This is a genomic window from Bacteroidota bacterium (genome assembly GCA_016706255.1).
Taxonomy (GTDB): Bacteria; Bacteroidota; Bacteroidia; order Chitinophagales; family BACL12; genus UBA7236.
Genome location: JADJJZ010000029.1, coordinates 598,172 through 624,392, shown reverse-complemented (window position 1 = coordinate 624,392; position 26,221 = coordinate 598,172). Strand labels below are relative to the sequence as shown.

Here is a 26,221-nt window from a genome sequence, read left to right as displayed (position 1 = left end):
TATGGAAAACAATCAAATTGTTTTAATTCTGGTAATTGTAGTCGGGTTTGCGATTTTAATCTTCTTTTTGATTTTTATGCGCTTATTCGGTTTATGGTTATCGGCCCAACTTGCCGGTGTGCGCATCAGCTTATTACAATTAATTTTAATGCGCTGGCGTCGTGTTGACCCGCGTGCAATTGTAGATAATATGGTAACTGCACACAAAGCGGGAATTCCATTAACACGTGATCAGTTGGAAGCGCACTTTTTAGCAGGTGGTAATATTAAACGTGTGGTAAATGCATTAGTATCTGCTGATAAAGCAAATATTCCGCTCGATTTTAAAGCTGCTACAGCAATTGATTTAGCCGGTCGTGATGTATTTGAAGCAGTGCAGTTAAGTGTAAATCCGAAAGTAATTGAATCACCTCCGGTAACTGCTGTTGCAAAAAATGGTATTCAGTTAATTGCGAAAGTTCGTGTTACCGTTCGTGCAAATATTCAAAAATTAGTTGGGGGAGCAGGAGAGGAAACTATTCTTGCCCGTGTTGGTGAGGGTATTGTAACCACCATTGGTTCATCAGAAAACCACAGAGCGGTTCTTGAAAATCCGGATACCATTTCCAAAACAGTATTGGCAAAAGGATTGGACAGCGGAACAGCATTTGAAATTTTATCGATTGATATTGCTGATATCGACATTGGAAAAAACATTGGTGCCGAATTACAAATGGACCAGGCGAATGCCGATAAAAATATTGCCCAGGCAAAAGCAGAAGAACGTCGCGCCATGGCCGTAGCCAGCGAGCAGGAAATGAAAGCCAAAGCCCAGGAAGCACGTGCCAAAGTAATAGAAGCAGAAGCCCTGATTCCAATGGCAATTGCAGAAGCCTTCCGCACCGGCAATTTAGGTGTAATGGACTACTACAAACTCCGCAACCTCCAGGCTGATACCGAAATGCGTGATGCATTGGGTAAAGGGCAGGGGAAGAAGGATGATTCGAAGTAATGTGCTGTTTAATGTGCGAATGTACCTATGTACCGATGTGCAAATTAAACAGCCGGTTTTGAGGCGGGAGCGAAAGCATAGTTTTAAAGCTCAATAGGTTTGACTTGTAATTAGTTGATAATGAATGAATTAGATAATTATTTTGAAATTATTGAGATAAATTGTACCTTTGCACTCCGTTTTGAACACAAAAACGGCCTCGTAGCTCAACTGAATAGAGCATCTGACTACGGATCAGAAGGTTAGGGGTTTGAATCCCTTCGAGGTCACTAGGGTCTTGCAATTCTTGCAAGACTTTTTTTATGTACAATGCAACTGAATAGAGCATCCCGCCTAAGCGGGAAGGTTAGGGGTTTGAATCCCTTCGAGGTCACTAGGGTCTTGCAATTCTTGCAAGACTTTTTTTATGTACAATGCAACTGAATAGAGCATCCCGCCTAAGCGGGAAGGTTAGGCTTTGAACCCTTCCAGGTCACTAGGTTCCCCCCCCTCCAAACTCTTTTTTCCACACCCCCCCGGAAGGGGGCCCCCCCCCCAGGCGGGAGGTAGGGGTTTGAATCCCTTCGAGGTCACTAGGGTCTTGCAATTCTTGCAAGACTTTTTTTATGTACGATACAACTGAATAGAGCATCCCGCCTAAGCGGGAAGGTTAGGCTTGCCTACCGTCACGAAGTAGGTAGGGGTTTGAATCGCTTCGAGCCTGCCAGCTTTTCGCAGGGTCACTGAACCCGCGCAAAGCGTGGTTTTTTTATGTTTATGACTCGTCCTGAAATAGCTTGTCACATTTTTACCTAAGAACCTTTCCCAAGGAGGGGCGCATTATAAAGCTGCTATCAAAATTCTTGTTAATCTTATTTAAATTTGACCTACAATCAATATAGCCATGAATCTTGTAAGAAATTACCTCCTCTTAACAGCTATTGTTTTGATCTCTTTTGCCTTCATTTTGAATCAAAGCCTTAATCAATCAGATATAGTTAGTAAAAGTGCTAATCAAATTAATAAGGAATCCATTTTGGTAAAATCCGGAAATAATGCCATTATTTCGGAAACAAAATCAGAAATTATTAATAAAAAATGGAATGACCTTACAGTAACGCTAAGCCCTACTAACCTTACACTTGCATCTGAGCAAAACACTAAAGCACTAAAACTTTATTGTGAAGGAATTTACAGAGGCGACAATAAAATTTTTAATTCCAGTGAATTCTTAAATATGGATTCTCTAAATAATAAAATCACATTTTATTATAACAATTTTAATATTGAATATTTGGATGAAGAAAATGGATTTCGGCAAAATTTTTTGGTCAAAAAAAGACCTGAGGGGAATGGAAATTTAACAGTATATATGCAGGTAGATGATGAGTATTGTTTGTCGAAAAAAGAGGATAATATTAACATTCAATCAGCGGAAATAAATAATCCCGGATTTAATTACAGTGGGCTACATGTTATTGATGCAAATAATGAAGTATTGCCATCAGAAATGCAAATTGCTTATCACAATGATGAACAATACATAGTACTTGTAATCAATGATGCAAATGCAGAATATCCTGTTTTAATAGATCCGGTTTTTACAACGTTATTGGAGATTGACACCGTATTAAATGGTTCTCAAATTTACAATTATTATGGAGATTGTGTATCAAATGCAGGTGATGTAAATGGTGATGGCTTTGATGATATTTTGATTGGCTCTCCAAAATTCGATAATGCATTTGAAAATGCAGGTAAAGCTGAGTTGTTTTACGGAAATGAAAATGGTATAAGTGGAACGCCGGCTTGGACCATGGAAGGAGATTCGGTTTTTGAGCAAATTGGAAACTCGGTTTCAAATGCCGGTGATTTAAATGGGGATGGTTTTGATGATGTTATTATTGGATGCGAAAATTTATCTTATGGACAAAGTGTTGAAGGGGGGGCATTTATTTATTATGGTTCAGCATCAGGCTTATCGGCAACTCCCGATTATGTTCTTGAGCGGAATCAAGTTGCAGGTAATTTTGCACATTCTGTTAGTGCTGCCGGTGATATTAACAATGATAATTATGATGACGTAGTGATCGGGTCGATTAATTATAATAATGGAACCAACCGTGGCGCAGCGTGGGTTTATTATGGTTCAGCTACCGGAGTTTCCAATGGTAATTTTACACATCTTTACAGTACAGGTTTAAAATATGGAGAATCAGTTTCCGGTGCCGGTGATGTAAATAATGACTCATATGACGATATAATTGTAGGGCAAGCTGACTATAATAGTGGTTCATATACTGCCGTTGGCCGCGTATTGGTATATCATGGTAGTGCAGCCGGAATAACCACCACGGCGGCTTGGACAAAGAGTTATAATGATTCGCAGAAATATTCTCACCTCGGAACTTCTGTCAGCAATGCAGGTGATGTAAATAACGATGGATTTGATGATGTTATTTGCGGCGCACCAAATTACCGCACAGATGTTCCAACAGGTTATAAAGGAAGAGCATATGTTTTTTTGGGATCACCCACAGGTCTCTCAACAACTGCAAACAAAACATTTACCGGTACTTCATCTTCCTATCTTGGCAAATCGGTTTCGGATGCGGGTGATGTAAATGGAGATGGATTTGATGATATTATTTATGGTGTTCCGGAGTACGATAATATTTATTCCAATGAGGAAGGGGCATTTTTTATTTATGCAGGTTCGGCAACAGGTATTTCAAATACAATTATTTATAGTAAAATAGGTACACAAACTTCCGGGCAACTGGGACAATATGTTTCCGGTAATTGTGATATTAATAATGATGGCTTTGCCGATGTGATTTGTTCGTCCCCAAGATTCGATCTTACCTATATAGACCAAGGGTTTGTAAACGTTGTATATGGTAGATCCGGTGCGTTCACATCTATTCCTGGAAATTGGCATTATGAAAGCAACTTAAATGATTCCCATATTGGGTATGGACTCGCTACCGGGGATATTAATGGTGATGGTAAAAGCGATTTGATTGCAGGCGGTCTCAATGATGGAATATTAGGGTCCAATGGCAGTGCTAATATTTTCTATGGAACTTCTGCTGGTTTGCCGGCTGCGCCCAATTTCCAAACCTCAGGTGTTTCAAATGAAAATCTTGGTGTTAATTCAAATATTGGAGGTGACGTAAATGGAGATGGATTTGATGAAGTATTGGTTCCGGCTTATAATTATAGCGATGGTGGATATGCCGGTGGAGGCCAAATTATAGTTTATTATGGAAGTATTTCGGGCGTTTCGTTGGCGAATAAATGGACGTACGATGGCAATGCAGCTTCGCTCTATCTTGGAACACCTGCATCATGCGCCGGTGATGTAAATGGCGACGGATATGATGACATCTTAGTTTCTGCTTACGGTTATAGCAATGGAGAGGCCGGTGAAGGTGCTGTTTACTGTTTTTATGGTTCGTCAACAGGCCTACCCGCATCACCGAATATTATACTTGAGGGAAATCAAAGCAATGCAGGATTTGGTACAGCCACCTCGGGTGCAGGCGACCTGAACGGGGATGGGTACGATGATATTGCGATTGCTGCCATAAACTATGATAATGGGTCCGTTGATGAAGGTGCTGTATTTATTTATTTAGGGTCACCTACCGGACTCCATTCTACTCCTGATAAAATGCTGGAAATAAACACTTCCTATGCTCAATTCGGAGCGCAAATTTCAAACGGTGGAGATATAAATATGGATGGATATAGCGACCTGCTGGTCGGCTCAAAATATTACGATTCAAACCATGGCCGTGCTGATATTTATTACGGAAAACCAACAGGTATTGCAGCTACCCCGGATTGGACTTATTTAGGGGAAATATTCGGTGGTTTTTTTGGCACTGCAGTGGAAATTGTGGGAGATGTGAATGATGATAATTACAATGATGTTGCAATCTCTCAAAGTGGAAATGTTTATTTATTCTATGGAAATGGAATCGGGCTGATTAATACATATAATGAACTTTATTTTAATCCATTTATAGATAACAATTCTTTTGGTTGGGATATAAGTCGAGGCGGTGATATTAATATTGATGGAATAGACGACCTCGTTATTTCTTGTCCAAGTTTTTCAAACATCGATACAGCAGAAGGAGGGCTTTTTGCATATTATGGATTTGCAGGTGGCTGCGATGCACCAATTTCAATTGCTGTTGACAGTGTAAATGCCTATGAAGTATTTTTATCATGGCCGGCAGAAGCATCTGCAATGAAATACATTTACAGAATGAAAAAAGTAACGGATACTGTTTGGAGTTATGGTGATACCGATTCACTGCATGTTGCATTTAATTCACTTACGCTTTCAACTGATTATGAATTTCAACTACAATATTTTTGTTCAGATGGTGCTTCAAACTGGACATCCGTTTTATTTTCCACACTCTCAACTTTTGATTGTGATGATTTGAGTATAACAGGTGTCACTGTTAATACTGCCGACAATTATGACTTTACGCTGAATTGGGATCCGATTTATTTGGATGTTACTTATCTTATTCGATATAAATTATTAGCATCACCAACATGGACATACCAATCCAGTAGCATCAATTCCATTTCGTTAACTACATTTGATACATGCCAGTCTTACACTTGTGAAGTTGCAGTTTTGTGCACAGGTGACACTTCTGCTTTTACCTCAGTTGGTACTATCGTAGTTAATTGTCCTCCGTGTTTCTTCATACCCACCGCTGTAAATGCAACCAATATTACAAATAGCGGTGCTAAGATTATTTGGAATGCAGTTGCCGGTGCATCGAGTTATCGTGTTAAATATCGTAAACTTGGAACTGCCGCCTGGAAAACCAAATTATGTTTTACTACCTCTTTAAAACTAAAGAGCCTGCTGCCGAATACCACCTATGAATATGCAGTTCAAACTGTTTGCGGCATATACTCCAGTGCTTATAGTCCCATAAACACTTTTACAACGCTACCTTTGAAAAGCGGAATATCAGAGTCTGAATTTTACGTATATCCAAATCCAACACATGGAAATGTCACCATTTCCGCTGCGGGATTAGAACCCGGTATCTACGCATTAGGTATTGTTAATCTTTTTGGAGAAACTATTTATATAGAAAATATTGTGATTACAGAAACGGGTGAATTAAATGCAACATTGAAAACGGATAAATTAATGCAAGGGGTATACATAATTCATTTGAACGGAAATAATTTTGAAGCTAAATCAAAATTGGTTGTTCAATAAAAAGGCTTGTAAAATTGTAGTTATTTGAGGAGATTAGACGAAGTCTGTTTTCTAAAATAATACACAATTTATTTGAAAGAAATTGGTGAGTGAATGTTACATCTGTTTTTTTATGTTAAAATAGTAAGGAGAAATAGTTGAATAGCGCATCCCGCTATCGACGGGAAGGTATGGCACTGCATACCGTGTAGCAGATAGGTTTGAATCACTTAAAGATCACTGAACCCCTAGGCAGTTTTTTTTGTTTAGCTATATAAAGAAATTATAGTAGAATTTAATATAGGCTACCTGAATGCACAATAACAAATTTCTCCGATTTAATAATTGCATCCTCGTTCTTAATTACTATTTGATATACTCCGCTATTTATTTGCGGCAAAATAATTTGATTGTTAAACATCATTTTTGAGTAACTTAAAAATTGTTTCATTTTGTTTAAGTTGATTTTTTTTAAGTTACAATTTTTCCCAACTTAAGCTCAACTTGCCCTTCTCTGTTAATATTTCAGTGATGTAAAAACCATTAGCAATATTTTTTACTAGGGCATTTAAATTTTCATCAAATGAAATTGCTATCTCTTCACCAAGATAATTAAAAGTTTTTATTGAAATTATTTTAACAGCTTGCGACAATACAATTTTTATTGTTTCACTTGTTGGATTTGGATAAATTTGTATTCCAATATTAATCGAATTAGAGTTGGTGATTGACAATAATGTATCACAAGGACTGCCTTCTAATGCGCCGAGCTTGTAATTGGGCATGTTGGGTAAACCAAATGTAACTCTAGTATCCTCTAAAGAAATTACAAGCGTATCAAAGTCACAGGCTAAACCTCCTTCATTCGGATTATTTATTATACATAAATTATTATTCACAACTGAGTAGACATGGTCTTTATAATTTAAATGAGCGATGGATGCATAAATTTTGTCATCGGGCCCAATTTGAAGTGATCCAAGCGAATAGTAGTCATATTCGCATTCATAAATAATTACTTCAGTTTCTTCAATCGGTAAAGCGCAATCGAGACAGTATTGATATAGCCACCCATTATAGGATGTTGTAGAAGTCTTGGTAATAAATAATCGTCGACTATCAGATGAAAATTCACAACCGTAAGAACCCACATTATTGTGAATAGTTTGTTGACTTGATAATTCGCCGGTGCACCTATCAAAATCCCAAATTTCAATATAGTAAGATCGAGTGAATGCCAACAAAGCGCCATTTCTTGAGAACTTCATTTGTCCAGCTGAAAAAGAACTATTAGTGCCTAAATTTGTGAGATCAGTAAAACTTTGTAAATAAGGTCCAATGATTGCATTTGGTGTTATAAGGTATTTTATAAAACTAATCGTAGAATCATTAGCACTTTTACAAGTGAGTAACCACCAATCGCGACCGTTTGCATGTTTCACAGCTTGCATTTTTTCACAAATAGTATCTGTGTTTAGATCTAGATTCTTATGCGTTACATCCCCTAATCCTCCATCTAATTCCATATCCACGATTGAATATTCAATTCCTTGATTTTCACTATCTCCCTGAATTTGAAAAAGATAATATTCACTATCGCTTTCAGGAATAGGTAAAATAAGAACCCCTTGAGTTATGCTTGAAGGGTAATAGCCTGGCACTAATAATCCGATGTGAATGCTATCACCATTGGGCATAACAGCATTATTTCTATTCCATATTTTCTCTCCATTTGTATAGAATAATAAATTACCATTACTATCTGAGATTGAGGCACATGATTCATGTGAATTAATACCTGTATAAAAAAAACTCGGCTCACCGCCTGAAAAATTTAAACCAGCGCTATCTCCAAATACCCAGTTGTTATCGTAAGATTGGGTAAAAGCACTGCAGCTCAAAAGCGTTGCTATATATATTGAAACAAACTTTTTTATCATTCTATTGTTGAATTTAAAACTTATTAACATAAGAAGTATTATCTAACATATTACAGTAGATTCTCCGCCATTATCCAACGTAATATCCGGTTCAATATCAACATATATTGCATCTGCTTTCACGTCACTATGCACCAACAAATACGATACAGCCATTGCAGAATACCATAATATGTTTTTTTTGTGATTCAAGGGTTAGTTGTCTGTTTGTTCTTTTGTTGAAGGTATTATTATTTCACTTAATTTCACTCCACAATCACTTTTTTCGTAACCACATTTTCCCCTTGTTTAACCGATACCACATAAATTCCTGCAGCAAAATTATCCATATTGATTATTTCAGAATTTCTGTTAATTTGTTCGAAAAATATTTTATTACCTTTAATATCGTAAATATTTACCGTTGCATCTTGATTATTCATCAATTGAATATGAATTTGATTTTCAAAACTATAAATGCTGATAGCTTCGGTATTTGGTAGGGTATTAATATCTACATAACTAATTGTATCGCCAGCTAAAATAGGTTTATTAGGTTCATTTTCAAAAGCATATTCATGAATTGTAATCGCCTTCATTGAGTCCGCTGTGGAACATCGAACCCAGCCGTAATATCTATTGTTATCTTCATCAACAAATGATACACCTAAGTATCTGTCATCCACGCCTTCAAAATCAAAATCCTTCCAATATCCGGGCCCAAAGTCAAATGCGGGTGCACTGTAAAAATTTATAAAATGTCCTGCACAAATTACTTGAACTTCTGCATTATAAAATTGCCCTTCAGGGCTAATTAACTCACCTGCAGATAAATCATATGGTTGATAATATTCCGCACCATTCCAAGAGTTATAATAATGACCACCAAGTAACTTATTTTGAATGGTCGCCTGAGGCCCTGCGCCAATAAATTCACGAAATCTAACGCTAGTTGAAGAATAATCTTCATAGTAATATACACCGGAGTCCTTAAATATAATAAAATCATTAATCAAATTATTATCCATATCCAGTAAGTAGAATTCACCATCCAAATTAATTACTGTATCCGGATCCACATCAGTAACCACAACAGTAGAAGACGCTTCTTTATGTAATAATAAGAAAATACCGGCCATCCGACTGTATCTGTTCAATATCTGACTAACATGATGTTTCAAATGATTTCGTTTTATTAAATTTTAATTTAACATCTTATTTTCAATTATGATAATTTTATTTTCACAATTTCATTCCACAATCACTTTTTTCGTAACCACATTTTCCCCTAGTTTAACCGACACCACATAAATTCCAGCAGCAAAATTTTCCATATTGATTATTTCAGAATTTCTGTTAATTTGTTCGAAAAATATTTTATTACCTTAATATCGTAAATATTTACCGTTGCATCTTGATTATTCATCAATTGAATATGAATTTGATTTTCAAAACTATAAATGCTGATAGCTTCGGTATTTGGTAGGGTATTAATATCTACATAACTAATTGTATCGCCAGCTATAATAGGTTTATTAGGTTCATTTTCAAAAGCATATTCATGAATAGTAATCGCCTTCATCGAGTCTGCTGTGGAACATCGAACCCAGCCGTAATATCTGTTTTCATCTTCATCAACAAAGGAAACTCCTAAGTATCGATTTTCAACACCGTGGTTACCAGGAGCCAACCAATAACCGGGTCCTAAATGAAACCCTGAAACTGAACCAATGTTTTCAAGGTGACCGGCACATATAATCTGTACAGGAAAATTGTAAAAAGTTTGACTAAATCCAATTTCTTCACCTTGAATAAGTGGTATGGGGAAATAAAAATCAGCACCAGTCCATGAATTATAATAATGTGCTCCTAAAATTTTATTCAAAGTGTGTATTGAGGCCCCATTGCAACTAATTGCCTAAATCGAAGAGTTGTAGAGGAATAACCCTCATAATAATAGTATCCTGAATCTTTAAAAATTATAAAATCACTGACAGCGTTATTATCCATATCAAGAAGATAGAATTCTCCATCCAAATTAATGGTAGTGTCAGGGTCAATATCTGTTACCACAACGGTTGCACTAGCCTTGTTATTTAATAAAATAAAAATACCTGCCATTCGACTATAATTGCTTAATATTTGGTCTAATGGTTTTTTCATTTTATTTAAAAATTGGAACTGTATTGTTTAATAATTATTTAATAAGATTTTTTTGATAAGGTTCACTCCACATTCACTTTTTTCGTAACCACATTTTCCCCTAGTTTAACCGACACAACATAAATTCCGGCAGCGAAACTTTCCATGTTGATTACTGAAGAATTTCCTTCAAGGATTTATTATAAATTTTATTACCGGTAATATCGTAAACAGTTATTTGTGTGTTTTGATAATTGGGAATATTGACATAAATATTATTGTTGAAACTGTAAATTTTAAATATATTTAATTCTGAAATTGAAACTCCACTTGTGTCTCCGATTGTATCACCGGCAAGAATGCCAGTTTCACATTTAGATTCATACGCATAATCAAATATAATTAAAATTCTGCTGTATCTATTACGCCACATCGCATCCAGCCATAATGTATATACTCGTCCGACCAATAAATTTAAGCCTAAAAATTGTATTCTCATCAAATATCCAATGCCCCATTAAAACCAATCATCAAATGTTTCTAAGTTTTATGTGAGCGCCTGCCATTGTTTGAAGTCTCCAATTTTGAAAACTCTAAGTCTTCTGTAATTAATGCATCATTATTAAGAGCATAAGGATGATATCAACCCGCCAAATCCCGCATCGTGAAAAGAATTACCGGCTATCTGATTGTTTCAAGTGGACCTGCCCAGATTTTACGGCGTAATCTTGCTGAATAAAACTATACATTCTAAAATCATAAGACCATGAGGAATTTAAAATGCAAAATCAATTGCCCATTATTATCAATATCAAAATATGCACTTCTTTGTCCATCAAATTCAATTTCAATGTCGGATCAATATCCGTATAAACCACCTGTCCTGCAGCACCTTGATACATCAAAATAAATGCTCCGGATAGGAGAGAATAATCTGCGAGTTTATTGTGTAAAGCTTTTAAACGCATTGTAATTTCATGAATGGTAGGGTAAATTTAGTGAAAATGGGGGAAATTGGGCGAAGTAAGCACCAATCTTGGACTGATGTTTGTATTTTTTTTTGGTTTAATTTGTATCTTGTTTGGTTTAACTTAGACAATCTATGTCAGGATGACCACTTATAAACCTCTTCCGGCAGGACATTGTAGGATTTAATTTGTAAAATCTTTTGAAGAAAATTTCATTAGGCACAAATGAAAGATATATAGAATGAAAAAAGAATCTAAAATTAAATTGAAAGCATATTCAGTATTTGCTTGCGCAAATTTCATGATATTTAATACTACCAATGGAGAAGTAATTTATACAGATATTGACCCAGATACTATATTAAATGAAACAGAAGATTTTTTTGCGATAGACATTGATAATAATGGTACGTTTGATTTTGGGTTTTTAAATAACTCTGCTACAACCTATGACTTTACATTAGGTTATGTTACCTTTCAGTCATTGCTAGCAGGTCCATTCATATCATCAAATGCTCTTGCTGGTATCTCCCATTATTATTTTTATAGTGGTGGGAATCGATATTTCCCATATGCATTCTCTGAAAGTAATCTAATTGAACCTTTACTTAACTGGCAAAATTTTGGAATTCAATTCATTGCATGGAAAACTTGGGCTGGTGGTTATGACGACCATTGTGACCTATGTTATTGGAATTCCGAAAGCTTACCAGAGCTATTAGACCATTACTTAGGAGCAAAGTTTGTGGATAGCGATAATAATATTCATTATGGTTGGATAAGATGTGATGTAAAGGATGATGGTCATGCGTTAATAATAAAAGATTTTGCTTATGAATCTGAGACAAATCAACCAATTTTAACAGGTAGCAAAGAAACTTATCAAAATATTAATTCAAATATTCTAGCTGGAAATATTTACGCTTACGGAAACGTTATTTATGTAAACATATCAAGCAGACCGGAATTAGATTTTACTTTAAACATTTATGATATGAGCGGACGTTGTGTTTATCAGAAAAATTTACATGAATCTAGAAACTCAATATTAACTTCTTTAACCACCGGCATTTATTTAGTTGAAGTGCGATGTGGAATAGAATATTTCGCTAAAACATTGTTATTGGACAAATAATAAATCTTCAAATAATTAGGATAAAATGTTATAATCACAAAATTGTGCCGGGAAAATAATTTTTTTTGGCTGGATGAACCTTGCTCGGACCTGGTTGGTTTTTTTAAACATTGGCATGCTCAGCTTCGTAAACGTCCTGCACATTATTTTGTAAGGACGCATGCAATACGTGCCTACAAAATAACATGCATGACAATTTTGAGTGAAATATTAATTTGTAAAATGACCTTTTTCAAATTGTGCTTTTAAACCTAATTGAGCAAATGGCCAGTGGATGTAGGGACGAATTGCATGCGTCCCTGCAGCCACAGGCAAATTGCGATTGGGTGATAAATCCAATTAAATTCGGTGATTAAACATTAAATAAATTCCAGCCGAAGCAGAATTTTTATACCCTACAAATTAGCATATTGTAAACCCGAATAAAACCCTATTTTTAAACTATCCTAATTAGACTTTCTTGAATTTTTGGTAAGTAAGTCCAAACATTAAAACAAATTGAAAAACAGACAAATAAATTCAAAAGCATTTAACCTCGCAGGTTATGCGGCTTTAGCTGGTAGTTTTCTTGGTATTCCTTGGGAAACTGGTGCTCAAGCAGTTTATGTAGATATTGATCCCGATACAATACTTTCAATAGCCCCTAGCGAAGCCTTCCTACTAGATATTGATAATGACGGTGTAAATGATTTTACATTTCAAAAATTCGCGAATACAATTTATACTGATTGGTGCGGTTGTGATGTTTACAGGAGCGAAATAGATTTAACTGGATTTGAGAATAAGGCTGTTTTTTCTACATATTTATTCTCGACAAACACTTACCTTGTTGCAGCTTTAGATGTTGGAACAATCATTAATGATGAATTGCTTTTTAATCATTATGATGCAAAAATGGCCTATAAATTGATACCTGAATGGTCAATATATTATTTATTTGAAGGAGGCGACTGGTACCCTGAAGCAGTTGACAAATTTGTAGGCATTAAATTTAAAGATAGTTTAGAGTGTACACATTATGGCTGGATAAGATGTACAATAAATGAAAATGGTGAGAAATTAACAATTAAGGATTACGCTTATGAAAATAAGTGTGACATGGGTATCATTGCCGGTGATATGATTGGTGATACCACAGTTCCAATAAATGAAAAAAAAGTCCTCGATGCGTTAGTATATACTTTTAATAACAGACTATATGTTAAAACTGAGAATTACGCTGGATGTTCGCTTGCAATTAATAATCTACAAGGACAAAAACTTTTGGAAACGGATTTGAAAGAAAAATTTACTTTGATTGATATGGAAACAATCCCACCCGGAATTTACGTTGTCGTTCTTATGAATCAAACAAGTATTTACACCAAAGAAATAAATATACATTAAACCTAAAATACCGAAATTCTAATAATTTATAATGCTTAACGTTAATACATTAAACTAAACTAAATTGAAGCCGTTACTTTTACTTATAGTTTTTACTCTGATTGCGGTTTTAATATCAAATGCCCAGCCTTATAATCTTTCATTTGAGAAAAATTATGGTGGTAGTTTTTATGACTGGCCCGCAGGGTTTGTAATTTTGGAAGATTCTTCGATGGTAATTGCAGCACAAACTAATTCTAACGATTATGATGTGAGTAGTGAGCCAGAACAAACTGATTATTGGATTTATAAAATTGACAAAAATGGTGAACTACTATGGGATTATACTTATGGAGGGGAATCCTCAGATATTCCTAAAGATATGGTACAAACTAGTGATGGTGGTTTTGTTATTGCCGGGTACACAGTTTCAGAAGGTGGCGATATTTCAATTAATTATGGATTTTCAGATATGTGGGTAATCAAAGTTGACTCAAATGGATTACTCGAATGGGAATTATCAGTTGGGGGTTCTTATGATGACGCCATAATAGATATTGGAATAAATAATGAAAACGAAATTTATTTTGCTGGCTTAAGTACATCAGATGATGGATTGATAGGAACACATTTCGGAGTAGCTGATTATGTTGATATTGTTTTTGGAAAAATTTCACAAGAAGGAGAGCTCTTATTCATTAAAGTTTTAGGGACTGAAAATGATGACGAAAGCTTTTCAGTAATGCAAAATGTTGATGGTAATTATTTGTTAACAGGATACACAAAATCACCTGAATTACCATCTTGGGACGGATATATTATTGAGCTATCAGAAGCAGGTGAACTGGTTTGGGTGAAACTTTATGGGGGCTCTGACTACGACTTAATTTATTCAATAGCTGAAATTGGTGAAAATGAATACTACTTTTCCGGTTATACTTATTCAGATGATGGAGATATATCTGGAAATCACTCTGCACCATTATGGCAGGATATGTGGGTAGGTAAAATTGATTCGATTGGTAATTTATTATGGTCAAAATGTTACGGTGGAACCAGTGGTGATGAAGGGCAACAATTATTACCTATCAATGATTCCTCGTTTATCGTATCTGGCTTTACTGCTTCCCCACATAATGGCGATGTTTTTGGTAACCATTATTCTGCAAAGCCCGTTGATATATGGATTGTTGAAATGGACACAGCAGGTATTATTAAGTGGTCAAATTGTTTTGGTGGCTATAACAATGAAAACTTTTACAACATTCAACAATTGGGTAATGGCTATGTTGTGCAAGGTGTTTGTAGATCAACTGATGGAGATATTGCATCCCATTACGGCGACTCTGAATATCCTGATGTTTGGATATTTAAGTTGGATAAAGAATGTGACCAAATGCTTGTATATCCTGACCAAGATGATGATACTTATGGCGATAGCGATAATTATAGTTATTCATGCACACTTAATGATGGATTTGTTTTAGTAGGTGGTGATTGTGATGATAACAACCCGTTTATTAACCCAGGAGCAACCGAAATTTTAAATGGCATTGATGATGACTGCAATCAAATTGCAGATGATGGCCTGGAAATCATAGAAACAGAATTGATAGGTTTATCAGTTTTTCCAAACCCGGCCACCAATGAGCTGACTATTCAATTCGAAAATATAAATACGCCTTTACTTACTATTTATAATATAAATGGGGATTTAATTTTTCAACAAAATAAAATTCAAACACCATTTAATTTTGATGCTTCTGAATTAAGCGCAGGTTTATATTTAATTTACCTGTATGCAGGAATTTGTATACTACAACTGTATTTGTAAAAGATTAAATCATTAATTTATCGCTTCGTAACCGTCCTGCCTATTATTTGTAAGGACGCATGCAATACGTCCCTACAAAATAACATGCAGGACAATTTTGAGGAAATATTGTTTACATCATTTCAAATTTTAAATTTGAATCAAAATTTTAATGCGAAAATCCAACCTCAATTTTAATTCTCCTGATAGCAATCTGAATGGTTCAATTTTTGTTCAATTTTGTTCAATTCTGTTCAATGGCTGTTTCAATCTTACCCCCAACTCACTCCTTCACCCAAACCACCATCTCCCCATTTTCCGCTTTCACCCAATACACACCACTCGCAAAATCTGCTACCGAAATTGTATTTAATCCTATAAATAAATTTATGTGCAATATTTCTTCTCCTAATTGATTTACAATTGTAATTTGATGTGTTGCATCCGATTGAATAAATAAAATCGCATTTACCGGATTCGGGAAAATTCTTATTGTATTTTTTACAATATCTCTTATTGCTAAACCTTCATCAGCAATTTGGTCGCAATCGTCGTCGAGGCCGTTGAGGAGTTCGGGGGCGCCGGGGTAGATGTCGGGATTGGTGTCGTTGCAGTCGGTGTTGGATAAAACGTAACCGGGTGGAATTTCGCATGCGATGGAATCAAAATCAGCGTTGCCGAAATTGTCGTTGTCAGCATCAATAAAACTTTGTATGAAAGTGATATTATCATCTGTAATACCATCACAATCATCATCGAGGTAGTTGCAGAGTTCTTCAGCACCCGGAAAAATTAACGCATTGGTATCATTACAATCTGTTGAGTCTAAAACAAAACCTGAAATATATTCAAGACACGATGTTATAAAATCAGTATCATTCCCAAAAGTATCTCCATCTAAATCTCGATAGAGCGTAAACAACGCAAGACCTTCGTCAACAATACCATTACAATTATCATCTATCGTGTTGCATATTTCAGCTATTGTAGGATTAATTTCAGCATCATTATCATTACAGTCTAAATTATTTAATACATATCCAACCATATCTGAGCAAAACATTTGTATATCAGTTGGATCACCAAAACCATCACCATCTTTATCTGCATAATATAAAATACCCGGACAGGTTTTATTGAGTTTAACCACCCAGGAATCCCAGTTGGAAGGTCCGGGGTAGTGGTCTAAGACATCTCCATCTATTGAATTACTTAGACCAACTGCTAAGAATCCAGAATCTGTAAGTTGAATAATCGAATAACTTTCATCAGATGAAATTCCTCCAATATTAATATTCCACTCAATGTTTGCTAAAGAATCTAATTTTATAATCCAATAATCGTAAAGGTCTGTCCCACCATGATGGCCTGCCACATCCACATCATCGCTCGCAGAATTACAGGCTATCACTTCTCCACTATCAAATGTCTTACAAATTGAAAATCCAGCATCGCCGCTTGTGCCACCAAAACATTTCTCCATTAGTAAATTTCCCATTGTATCAAGCTGCAAATACATGCAATCATCTAAATAATAATCATCCGGAGTTCCTTTATGGTCGGTAATATCTCCATCAAATGATTTTGCTTGTCCAACACAGTGAATTGTAGAGTCAGACGCCTTAGTGATATCCCATATAACATCATAGTCTGTACCACCAAATGCTTTGCTCCATTTCAATGCTCCATTAGAATCTAAATCAATTACCCATCCATCTTCAATCCCTATACCGCCATGAAATCCTATTACATCACCATCTCCCCATTGTGTTACGCCACCGACTGTAATATCACCATTGAATAGCTCCACAACACCATATGCATAGTCATCCTCCGACTTGCCGTATGATTTTTGCCAAATGATATTACCCGTATTGTCGATTTTTACAATCCAATAATCGGAAGTCTCTGCAGTACCATAATGAGATGTCAAATCACCATTATTTGAATGGCTATATCCTACGAACACGAAATTCCCATCATCTGTTCCACAAATCGCCGATCCTTGCTCACTTTTTGTACCACCATATGACCTTTCCCATACTATATTTCCTATTGAATCCACTTTAAAAACCCATGCATCGGTGAGTCCATGGTTAAAACTAACATCATGATCTTCAGAGCCAGTATAGCCTACGATAATATATCCACCATCTATCGTCGCAATTCCTGCACGGGATTTTTCAATACTTGACCCCCCATAATTTTTCTGCCAAATAAGGTTTCCTGAACTATCTAATTTAGTCAACCATATATCTACTGCTCCACCATAAAAATCAGTCACATCACCACCTACTTCTCCTGAGTTAGCAACCACAAGATAGCCTCCGTCATTAGATTGAATAACATCTGTTGCATCTTCATAATCCGGACCGCCTAGTGCATTTGACCATTCTATACTTGTAGCTTGTGCATTTGCTTTATTATAAAGACAAGAAAAACCAAAAATAATATGCAAATAAAACGAGCATTAATTTTCAATGCCATTAATATTTTTATAGAGCGAATTTTAAACATAATTTTTTCATTTTAATTTCGCACAATCACTCCTTCACCCAAACCACCATCTCCCCATTTTCCACTTTCACCCAATACACACCACTCGCAAAATCTGCTACCGAAATGGTATTTAATCCAATAAATAAATTTGTGTGTAATATTTCTTCTCCTAATTGATTTACAATTGTTATTTGTTGTGTTGCATCTGATTGAATAAATAATATATTATTTACCGGATTCGGGAAAATACTTATTGTATTTTTTACAATATCTGTTGTAGGTAAACCTTCATCAGCTATTTGGTCGCAATCGTCGTCGAGGCCGTTGAGGAGTTCGGGGGCGCCGGGGTAGATGTCGGGATTGGTGTCGTTGCAGTCGGTGTTGGATAAAACGTAACCGGGTGGAATTTCGCATGCGATAGAATCAATTAATTCATTGCCATAACTATCACTGTCTAAATCTTCAAATGTAAGTATTAATGTTAGACCTTCATCAATTTCACCATTGCAATTATCATCAATGTAATTGCAAATTTCTTTTACTGAAGGATTTATAAAATTTAATGAATCATTACAATCGGTTGAATCAATAACATATCCCAAAGGTATATCACATGCACTTGAATCATTAGTAATATCACCAAATCCATCACCGTCTGCATCCAAAAAATACAGCGTTTCACAAATATTTAATTTTACTACCCAAAAATCATAACTCCCAAAGTTTGCTTCGACGTCAACATCAGATGAGTGACTACGCCCTGCGGTTATATACGAATTTTCATCTGGAGTTGTAGCAATTGCATAAGCTGCTTCATCTATTGAACCGCCGAGTGATTTTTGCCAATGAACATTTCCTATTGTATCAATCATGGCTATCCAAAAATCATTACTCCCATTATTTTCTGTCATATCACCATCAATTGAGGCTGTTGAACCACATATTAGAATTTGATTATTATCAATTACAATTAGATCATCGCTTTCATCATACAAACTACCACCGAAACAATGCGAACTTTCTAAATTACCTATACTATCTACTATAACTACCAAAGCATCAGCTGTCCCTCCATTATAATCAATAATATCACCATCGACTGAAGAAGTAATACCACAAATAACTAAATCTCCGTTTGTTTTTTTACCTATTGAATATCCCCAATCATAATCATCTCCTCCCAAATGAACGATCCCAGATTATATTGCCATCGAAGTCAATTTTAAATAACCAAAAATCTGTGGCACCATCATGAGAGGTAACATCACCACCTGAACCAAATGTGGTTCCTACTATCGCAATGCCATCATCTAATAAAATTAAATCCCCGGCTCTTTCATCAAAATAGGAACCATAACATTTACTCGAAAGTAAATTGCCAATAGGGTCAATTTCAATTACCCAAATATCGTTTGTCAGCGTAGGAGTATTGTGGTGTTCTAAAACATCCCCGTCGTTAGAACTTGACCCGCCAATAATCATAAAATTACCAGATGGTAATGTAAGTATATGGTTCGCAAAATCGGTTTCAACACCACCAAATGATTTTTGCCACTCGATTACACCTGTTACACTGATTTTAACCACCCAATAATCTACGTCTCCATGATTTAATGTAATATCGCCATCATTTGAATAAATATATCCGGCCAATAAATAACCTCCGTCCGATGTTAACACTATATCATTGCATTGATCAAAACTTGAGCCTCCATAAGTGTTTTGCCACAAAATGTTTCCTACGCTATCCAGTTTAACCACCCAATAATCATCATAGCCATTGCTTTCTGTAAGATCACCATCATCAGACCCTGAAACGCCTGCAACTATATAACCACTATCTGATGGAGTAAATAAAATTTTAAAAGGAATGTCCCAACCAGAACCGCCATAGTTCCGCTGCCACTCGATTTCAGGCACCTGAGCATCCGCACTAAAGCTAAGTGTAAACACCAAGATGAATACTATAATCTTCATGGAGATAATATTAAAGCTAAGATAATGTTTTTTGAGGTAACTGTGAAAGCCACATTTTAACCATTTGTAATAAATTCTCATAAAAAAATAAGCATTTGGGACACGGAAGTATGATGAATTTATTTGCAGTAGATAGGTGCATCATCGTTCTAATTTTTTGCAGGCTTGTTTAAGAATAATCTTTTTTTAGAAACGCAACGCATCTCGGACAAGCATTTACATTTTTAAAATCATTGTCATCCTCAACTTTAAACTGTCCTGCCTCTTATTTTGTAAGGACGCATGCAATACGTCCCTACAAAATAACAGGCAGGACAATTTTGAGTGAAAAGTCAAATTGCGAAATGCCCTTTTTTCAAATTGTGCTTTTGCAACCTAATTGAGCAATTGGCCTATGGCTGTAGGGACGAATTGCATGCGTCCAGCAGTCTTGCTAGATATGGAATTTTGATAAATTAATTCGCAGCATACAAGTTAATTACGTCTTACAAATGGTATTAATTTCGCTAATTTGTATTTATGTGGTCTCCCCATTGCAAAAAAATATCACATACGGAACTCTATCTGTTGGATAAGTTAAACACATGTTTGAGTCGTAATTAAATATTTTCATAAATAACCACTTTTATTGCAGCACTACTTTTGAAAAGTAGTTTCCTGAGTTTGTTCTAATTATTAAAAAATAAACTCCTCTAACAAATTGCGAGGTGTTTATTTCAAAGTTAGCTGAATTAATTTTACTTTTAAAAATTGCTTTTCCATCAAGATTAGTCAATTCACAATTTGCTTCATATACGTTTGAATTTAATTTAACACTAAATGAATTAGTCGATGGGTTAGGGAAAATAGTTAATAAATTATAGGTCTCAAAATCTCCAATCGAAACATTTTTATCAACTGCAACAGATGCAGTGGTTTTGCACCCGAAGGAGTCTGTAACCTCGACCACATAGATACCTGCGGTAAGATTTTCAATTGTTGAAGCTATTTCACCTGTGTCCCAAAGATATGTATATGGAGCTACTCCACCTGAAATCACCTCTACAGTTGCGGTACCTGTATTTACGTCTGTATCTGTAGGTGTCGAAGAAATATTTAAAATAATGCTGTCTAGCTCTATAACATTAATTGTATCTATAATATTGCATCCCAAAATGTATTCTAATTCAATGGTATATAATCCTGTCTCGTCAACGAAAATTGATTGTGTTGTATCCCCTGTATTCCATAAATAATAACTACTACTGGTATTTGACAGTAGTTCAACGCTATCTCCGAAACAAAATAAAGTATCCGGGCCTAAAAGGTCTTCTGTATCATTTCCAACAATATGAATTGTATCAAAAATGGTACGAGGGCATAAAGTTGGAATAAATCGGAAGGCTGTATCATTTGCCCCTATAAACCAAACTGGAGTTCCCGTTGTTTTTGTATAATAATATTGAGTTCCGTCAATATTTGAGATTCCTTGTACAAAACCTAATACACCAACATCTGGCAATTTATCAACGAATATATCAATAATATTAGTGGTCTCATATAATACCGTTGTTACATCAATAAAATGATCTGGTGAGATTGAAAGAGGTACATCATAATATCGTAATTGTAATTGACGATAAGGGAACGACCCGGTAATCGAATAGTAAATACTTCCTCCGGTTGTTGGGTTCAGGTCATATCCTGCAAGAGCTAATAAATTGTTTATGCCACCAACATCTGGGATGCTTATATACCAAGTGTCATGTGGTTCCCCAAATGCAATATATCCATTACTTGCAGGATAACAAACATCGTAGGAATTAGAAAAGAATACAAAATCAAAAGGTAATAAGAGTGTATCCACATCATCATTTAATATTAATGAAACAATAGTTGAGTCAGTAAATGCGGGTGGTTCAAATGGAATTATTTGGCGAGTATAATCTATTGCTGTTTGGTATGTGTAAGAAATAACAGCATCATTTCCTGCACCTATAATTTCAGGGTCTAAAACTCCCAAATCTCCATCAATAATTCCAAGCCCTTCCCAATAACCTCCTCCAACCTCAGGGTTGGCAATGATAAGATCACTTAAATAGCAAATTTCATTAGGTAAACCAATAGTAGATTCAGAAGCGCATATATTCGCGACTGTATATATTAAAGTATCGTTTTGATATATCGTATCGCTCAATAAATTAGTCCATACTTTTATTTCATGCGCTCCACATTCAGAAAAATCGGCAGTTGCAACAAAGGAAATTGTATCAGATAAATATGCTGATAAATTTTCTGAGAAGGATTCCGTGATAATTGCACCGCCATCAATCTGAAAACTCAGATCAAATGTATCTTGGTCTGCGAAGCCAAAATTATGAACCAAAATATTTAAAGATTCTTCAGCAGTTAAATTGCAAGAATTCGCAGGAGTTATTAATGCTTGAACGCCTATGTCATTTTCAGCATGTAAACATGGTGAAAGTTTCCAGAGAATATTTGTACGCAAATTTTTATAAGTGGCAGTATAGTCCACCCAATTACCAATTGTCAAATTTGCAAATATTAATTCTCCTGAACCAAATATTTTCCCAATAGCAATTTCTCTATATGCAGAGGTATCTCCTCCGAAAGATTGTTCTGTTAAATCAAACAAATATACATCATAGTCACCTCCGGAAAATGTACCATAACCTGCTTGTGGACCAAATCCACCGTATATACCAACAAGGGGATTTGTTATTGGATAAAGTGGACCAAAAAATAATGAATTCAAAGAATCATCATCATGATAGCCGTAAATCGAACCGAATCCATTATCAATTTTATTGATACTATCAAATCCAAGAAATATATTACCGGCAGAATACATATTAACAAAAAGGTGACCGCCGTTAAAAACATACTGCTCGATTTCATAATAATAATCTATATAGAAATCCGTCAAATCAGAAAAAGTGGAATAGCTACCCTCCAAAAACAGAAGACAAGTTTCATTAGAAAACAACCCTGATGTATCAATTGATTCATAGTATAAATGCTCCCATCCACTGGGGGTAAAAACACTATTTAGAAGTTCTATGTTACCATTATAGCCAAGTGGTTCTCCTGACTCTGAACTTAGATAGACTATTCGCATGTCTGGTGTTTGGCTATATCCAGAATTACAAAAGACAACAAAAGTCATCAATAGTATCAAAAAGGGGTGTTTTTGGTTACTCATTTAAAAAGAATCTAGCAAATTCACTCAAATTTAATGTGAAAAAGTTTGTTTTTCAAGTAAGAACTTTCCAATTTCACAGTAATTAATATGGTTACGTCAACTGCTGAATTGATATAGTAAGAGTTATAAATCAGAAAAGTAATTTTTTTAAAGAAGTCAATATTCGTTAAATTGGAATTAATCAATAAAATTCAATCACCATTTAATTTTGATGCTTCTGAATTAAGCGCTGGTTTATATTTAATTTACTTGTATACAGGGAATTTGTATACTACAACTGTATTTGTAAAAGATTAAATCTTTAATTTATCACTTCGTAAACGTCCTTCAAATTATTTTGTAAGGACGCATGCAATACGTCCCTACAAAATAACATGCATGACATTTTTGAGGAAAATATTGTTTACATCATTTCAAATTTTAAAATTGAATCAAAATTTTAATGCGAAAATCCAACCTCAATTTTAATTCTCCTGATAGCAATCTGAATGGTTCAATTTTGTTCAATTTTGTGCAATCTTGTTCAATTTTGATTCAATGGATGCTCAATGGCTGTTTCAATCTTACCCCCCAACTCACTCCTTCACCCAAACCACCATCTCCAGATCCTCCGCTTTCACCCAATACACACCACTCGCAAAATCTGCTACAGAAATGGTATTTATACCGATAAATAAATTGGTGTATAATATTTCTTCTCCTAATTGATTTACAATAGTAATTTTATGTATCGCATCCGATTGAATAAATAAAATCGCATTTACCGGATTCGGGAAAATACTTATTGTATGTTTTACAATATCTGTTATTGCTAAACCTTCATCAGCAATTTGGTCGCAATCGTCGTCGAGGCCGTTGAGGAGTTCCGGTGCGCCGGGGTAGATGTCGGGATTGGTGTCATTGCAGTCGGTGTTGGATAAAACGTAGCCGGGTGGAATTTCGCATGCGATGGAATCAAAATCAGGGTTTCCGAAATTGTCGTTGTCGGCATCAATAAAACTTTGAATGAAGGTGACATTATCATCTGTTATTCCGTCACAATCATCATCGAGGTAGTTGCAGAGTTCGGTGACGCCGGGGAAGATTGCATTATTGGTATCGTTGCAATCAGTATTATCCAACACATAACCGATTAATTCATTACATGCAGTTGAATCATTTAATATATCACCAAAAGTATCTCCATCAATATCTGCAAAATAAGTAACAAATGTTGCATCTTCATCTGTTAATCCGTTACAATTATCATCAATGGCATTACAAATATCTGTTAATGTTGGATGAATTTCGGGATTTAAATCGTTGCAATCGGTATTATCTAACACATAACCAATTAATTCATTACAAGCAGTTGAATCATTTAATACATCACCAAAAGTATCACCATCAATATCTGCGAAATAGGTAACAAATGTTGCATCTTCATCTGTTAATCCGTTACAATTATCATCAATCACATTACAAATATCTGTTAATGTTGGATGGATTTCGGGATTTAAATCGTTGCAATCGGTGGAGTCTAAAACATAACCGTGGGTAATTCGCAAGATAATGTATCTGAAGAAATATCTCCGTAACCATCGCCATCGGTGTCCTCAAAATATTTGGTTGTACAATAACCTAATCGCACAACCCAAAAATCCCAATTTCCCATATTTAAAGTTAAATCACCATCAGAAGAAAGACTTTCGGCTAAAAAAATAATATCCCCATTTTCAGCTTCAACAATATCATAAATTACATCTTCATCATATCCTCCAAACGATTTTTGCCAAATTATATCGCCTTCTGGGTTAATTTTAACTAACCAACAATCATTTCCATCCTTATTTTCAGTTAAGTCTCCGTCTGCAGAAGTAGACCGACCTCCGAATAAAAAATTACCGTCATCAAGTAAAATAATAGAATAAATTTCATCACTACCAGAGCCGCCATAACACTTTTGCCATTCTATATTTCCAATGCTGTCAATTTTTATTATCCATCCATCATTTATTCCACCATGAAAACCTGAAACATCACCATTATTTGAATATGTTTCACCACTGAGTATAAATCCGCCATCAGGTGTATTTAAAATCTTACTTATACCATCAACGTCAGATCCACCATAACATTTTTGCCAAATTAAATTCCCTACTGAATCAATTTTTATTACCCAGATATCAGTAGATCCATGATTACCTGTCACGTCGCCCCCTTCTCCTAAGGTGGTCCCAGCAATTATATACTCATTTTCTAATGTTTTAACTATTGAGTTTGGTTGCTCTGTGTTATTGGAACCATAGCATTTTTGCCAAATAAGGTCGCCTTCATTAGATATTTTGATCACCCAAAAATCTGAATTAGTAATTCCATGTAACCCTAATACATCACCATCGGATGATTTAGAGTCACCTATTATCAAATATCCATCTAAAAGTTCACTTATCCCTCTGGATCCATCGTATTCACTACCACCAAAATTTTTTCCCCACACAATTGTACCCAATAAATCAGAGGCGACAGTCCAATAATCATAAATACCATAAAATTCAGAGACATCTCCGTCTATCGAATTTGTATAACCTGTCATTAATACTTGATTATCATTACCAATCGTTAACGATCTACCATAATCAATGCTCGAACCGCCATAAGTATTTTCCCAAAGTAAATTTCCACTGACATCAATGTTTAATAACCAAATATCTCGTGAACCATGATTATTCTCAATATCAAAATCCACCGATCGCGTGTCACCAAATAATAAAAAACTAGAATCTGGAGCAGTTATAATTTTAGCAGGTTGGTCGTAATCACTTCCACCAAAAGATTTTTGCCAAATAATATCCGGTGCTTGAGCAAATCTTGCTTGCACTATAAAAATAAACATGTAGATAAAAATTAGTGATTTCATGTATTTTTCGTCGGGACTACTAAGGTAGTAAATACTTGTGATAAAATTTAATAAAAACTAATGACAGGCGAGACGCCGTTCACACAG

At 35.2% G+C, this 26,221-nt stretch carries 19 protein-coding genes and 1 tRNA gene; 6 read left to right on the top strand and 14 right to left on the bottom strand.

Going from position 1 to position 26,221, the window contains the following annotated elements:
- Window position 1 precedes the first annotated feature (1 nt).
- The 3 genes from floA to IPI65_20665 all read left to right on the top strand — a co-directional run bounded on the left by floA (window position 2) and on the right by IPI65_20665 (window position 6,236).
- Window positions 2-991 carry a flotillin-like protein FloA gene (gene floA, locus IPI65_20675; GenBank protein ID MBK7443846.1) on the top strand — a complete coding sequence of 330 codons (990 nt, stop codon included), beginning with the start codon at window positions 2-4 and terminating at the stop codon, window positions 989-991.
- Window positions 992-1,186: 195 nt separating this feature from the next.
- Window positions 1,187-1,260, top strand: a tRNA-Arg gene (locus tag IPI65_20670).
- Between the two features lie 614 nt (window positions 1,261-1,874).
- A complete protein-coding gene (locus IPI65_20665; GenBank protein MBK7443845.1) occupies window positions 1,875-6,236 on the top strand; it encodes an FG-GAP repeat protein in 4,362 nt (1,453 codons plus the stop codon).
- 455 nt (window positions 6,237-6,691) lie between these two features.
- Here the strand turns inward: IPI65_20665 and IPI65_20660 are convergent, their stop codons facing one another.
- The 8 genes from IPI65_20660 to IPI65_20625 form a co-directional block, all read right to left on the bottom strand.
- The gene (locus IPI65_20660) at window positions 6,692-8,155 is read right to left on the bottom strand and encodes a T9SS type A sorting domain-containing protein (protein MBK7443844.1); all 1,464 of its coding nucleotides are present in this window, start codon (window positions 8,153-8,155) and stop codon (window positions 6,692-6,694) included.
- Between the two features lie 42 nt (window positions 8,156-8,197).
- Window positions 8,198-8,347, bottom strand: a complete 150-nt coding sequence (locus tag IPI65_20655) for a hypothetical protein (GenBank protein MBK7443843.1) — start codon at window positions 8,345-8,347, stop codon at window positions 8,198-8,200.
- Between the two features lie 53 nt (window positions 8,348-8,400).
- A complete protein-coding gene (locus IPI65_20650) occupies window positions 8,401-9,315 on the bottom strand; it encodes a T9SS type A sorting domain-containing protein (protein ID MBK7443842.1) in 915 nt (304 codons plus the stop codon).
- A gap of 69 nt (window positions 9,316-9,384) precedes the next feature.
- The gene (locus tag IPI65_20645) at window positions 9,385-9,468 is read right to left on the bottom strand and encodes a hypothetical protein (protein MBK7443841.1); all 84 of its coding nucleotides are present in this window, start codon (window positions 9,466-9,468) and stop codon (window positions 9,385-9,387) included.
- Between the two features lie 5 nt (window positions 9,469-9,473).
- The gene (locus IPI65_20640; protein ID MBK7443840.1) at window positions 9,474-10,019 is read right to left on the bottom strand and encodes a hypothetical protein; all 546 of its coding nucleotides are present in this window, start codon (window positions 10,017-10,019) and stop codon (window positions 9,474-9,476) included.
- A complete protein-coding gene (locus IPI65_20635) occupies window positions 10,016-10,297 on the bottom strand; it encodes a hypothetical protein (GenBank protein MBK7443839.1) in 282 nt (93 codons plus the stop codon). The genes IPI65_20640 and IPI65_20635 overlap by 4 nt, the downstream gene beginning before the upstream one ends.
- A 151-nt stretch (window positions 10,298-10,448) precedes the next feature.
- Window positions 10,449-10,778 (bottom strand): hypothetical protein, encoded by a 330-nt coding sequence (locus IPI65_20630; protein ID MBK7443838.1) that lies wholly within the window; start codon window positions 10,776-10,778, stop codon window positions 10,449-10,451.
- Between the two features lie 286 nt (window positions 10,779-11,064).
- Window positions 11,065-11,244, bottom strand: coding sequence for a hypothetical protein (locus IPI65_20625; protein ID MBK7443837.1), 180 nt, complete (start codon window positions 11,242-11,244; stop codon window positions 11,065-11,067).
- A gap of 241 nt (window positions 11,245-11,485) precedes the next feature.
- On the opposite strand from IPI65_20625, the gene IPI65_20620 reads away from it, so the two are divergent.
- The 3 genes from IPI65_20620 to IPI65_20610 all read left to right on the top strand — a co-directional run bounded on the left by IPI65_20620 (window position 11,486) and on the right by IPI65_20610 (window position 15,578).
- Window positions 11,486-12,379, top strand: coding sequence for a T9SS type A sorting domain-containing protein (locus IPI65_20620; protein ID MBK7443836.1), 894 nt, complete (start codon window positions 11,486-11,488; stop codon window positions 12,377-12,379).
- Window positions 12,380-12,877: 498 nt separating this feature from the next.
- Window positions 12,878-13,765 (top strand): T9SS type A sorting domain-containing protein, encoded by an 888-nt coding sequence (locus tag IPI65_20615; GenBank protein MBK7443835.1) that lies wholly within the window; start codon window positions 12,878-12,880, stop codon window positions 13,763-13,765.
- Window positions 13,766-13,829: 64 nt separating this feature from the next.
- A complete protein-coding gene (locus tag IPI65_20610; protein ID MBK7443834.1) occupies window positions 13,830-15,578 on the top strand; it encodes a T9SS type A sorting domain-containing protein in 1,749 nt (582 codons plus the stop codon).
- Between the two features lie 262 nt (window positions 15,579-15,840).
- Here IPI65_20610 and IPI65_20605 read toward each other — a convergent pair whose 3' ends face one another.
- From IPI65_20605 to IPI65_20580, 6 genes are all read right to left on the bottom strand, one after another.
- On the bottom strand, window positions 15,841-18,015 hold the full coding sequence (locus IPI65_20605; GenBank protein MBK7443833.1) for a T9SS type A sorting domain-containing protein: 2,175 nt from the start codon (window positions 18,013-18,015) through the stop codon (window positions 15,841-15,843).
- An 85-nt stretch (window positions 18,016-18,100) separates the two neighbouring features.
- Window positions 18,101-19,240, bottom strand: a complete 1,140-nt coding sequence (locus IPI65_20600; GenBank protein MBK7443832.1) for a T9SS type A sorting domain-containing protein — start codon at window positions 19,238-19,240, stop codon at window positions 18,101-18,103.
- On the bottom strand, window positions 19,227-20,033 hold the full coding sequence (locus IPI65_20595; GenBank protein MBK7443831.1) for a hypothetical protein: 807 nt from the start codon (window positions 20,031-20,033) through the stop codon (window positions 19,227-19,229). The genes IPI65_20600 and IPI65_20595 overlap by 14 nt, the downstream gene beginning before the upstream one ends.
- 625 nt (window positions 20,034-20,658) lie before the next feature.
- On the bottom strand, window positions 20,659-23,151 hold the full coding sequence (locus IPI65_20590; protein MBK7443830.1) for a T9SS type A sorting domain-containing protein: 2,493 nt from the start codon (window positions 23,149-23,151) through the stop codon (window positions 20,659-20,661).
- Between the two features lie 659 nt (window positions 23,152-23,810).
- Window positions 23,811-24,782, bottom strand: coding sequence for a T9SS type A sorting domain-containing protein (locus IPI65_20585; GenBank protein ID MBK7443829.1), 972 nt, complete (start codon window positions 24,780-24,782; stop codon window positions 23,811-23,813).
- Complete coding sequence (locus IPI65_20580; GenBank protein MBK7443828.1) at window positions 24,755-26,134, bottom strand: hypothetical protein; 1,380 nt, start codon at window positions 26,132-26,134, stop codon at window positions 24,755-24,757. Before IPI65_20580 ends, IPI65_20585 begins: the two co-directional genes overlap by 28 nt.
- Between the last annotated feature and the right edge of the window lie 87 nt (window positions 26,135-26,221).

Bases quoted from the DNA above. Each gene is read 5' to 3' on its own strand.
- floA (MBK7443846.1), top strand. From the start codon at position 2: ATGGAAAACAATCAAATTGTTTTAATTCTGGTAATTGTAGTCGGGTTT.
- IPI65_20665 (MBK7443845.1), top strand. From the start codon at position 1,875: ATGAATCTTGTAAGAAATTACCTCCTCTTAACAGCTATTGTTTTGATC.
- IPI65_20660 (MBK7443844.1), bottom strand. From the start codon at position 8,155: ATGATAAAAAAGTTTGTTTCAATATATATAGCAACGCTTTTGAGCTGC.
- IPI65_20645 (MBK7443841.1), bottom strand. From the start codon at position 9,468: ATGGAAAATTTTGCTGCTGGAATTTATGTGGTGTCGGTTAAACTAGGG.
- IPI65_20635 (MBK7443839.1), bottom strand. From the start codon at position 10,297: ATGAAAAAACCATTAGACCAAATATTAAGCAATTATAGTCGAATGGCA.
- IPI65_20625 (MBK7443837.1), bottom strand. From the start codon at position 11,244: ATGCGTTTAAAAGCTTTACACAATAAACTCGCAGATTATTCTCTCCTA.
- IPI65_20620 (MBK7443836.1), top strand. From the start codon at position 11,486: ATGAAAAAAGAATCTAAAATTAAATTGAAAGCATATTCAGTATTTGCT.
- IPI65_20595 (MBK7443831.1), bottom strand. From the start codon at position 20,033: ATGAAGATTATAGTATTCATCTTGGTGTTTACACTTAGCTTTAGTGCG.
- IPI65_20590 (MBK7443830.1), bottom strand. From the start codon at position 23,151: ATGCGAATAGTCTATCTAAGTTCAGAGTCAGGAGAACCACTTGGCTAT.
- IPI65_20580 (MBK7443828.1), bottom strand. From the start codon at position 26,134: ATGAAATCACTAATTTTTATCTACATGTTTATTTTTATAGTGCAAGCA.